The sequence below is a fragment of the Octadecabacter dasysiphoniae genome (assembly GCF_021532615.1).
GTDB classification, from domain to species: Bacteria; Pseudomonadota; Alphaproteobacteria; order Rhodobacterales; family Rhodobacteraceae; genus Octadecabacter; species Octadecabacter dasysiphoniae.
Genome location: NZ_JAKGAQ010000028.1, coordinates 1 through 313, shown reverse-complemented (window position 1 = coordinate 313; position 313 = coordinate 1). Strand labels below are relative to the sequence as shown.

1 pseudogene is annotated in these 313 nt (G+C 65.2%); it reads right to left on the bottom strand.

From position 1 onward, the window contains the following. Positions 1-313 (bottom strand): annotated as a pseudogene (locus L0664_RS18495) (hypothetical protein); the annotation flags it as partial.

Genomic DNA, 313 nt, shown 5'->3' with positions numbered 1-313 from the left:
AGGATCACGTGATCGGCGGTCAGGATGTCGGGGCTGACATCGGTCAGGAACACCACCGTGTCGCCGTCCAGATCGATGCGCGTGTCGTGGCCGCCGGGCCCGTCTGCACTGACGACCGCCGAGAACTCGGCGAAATCGGTGAACCCAAAATCGCTCACATCCAGCCGGTCGCCCTCGGCGCCGTCGAAATCAATCACCGTGGTGGACCCGTCGAGGTTGCGGAACGTCATGATGTTCGCGCCCTGCCCGCCCGAAATCCGGTCCGTGCCGCCGCCACCGTCGATGGTATCGTCGCCGGTGCCCGCAAAGATCA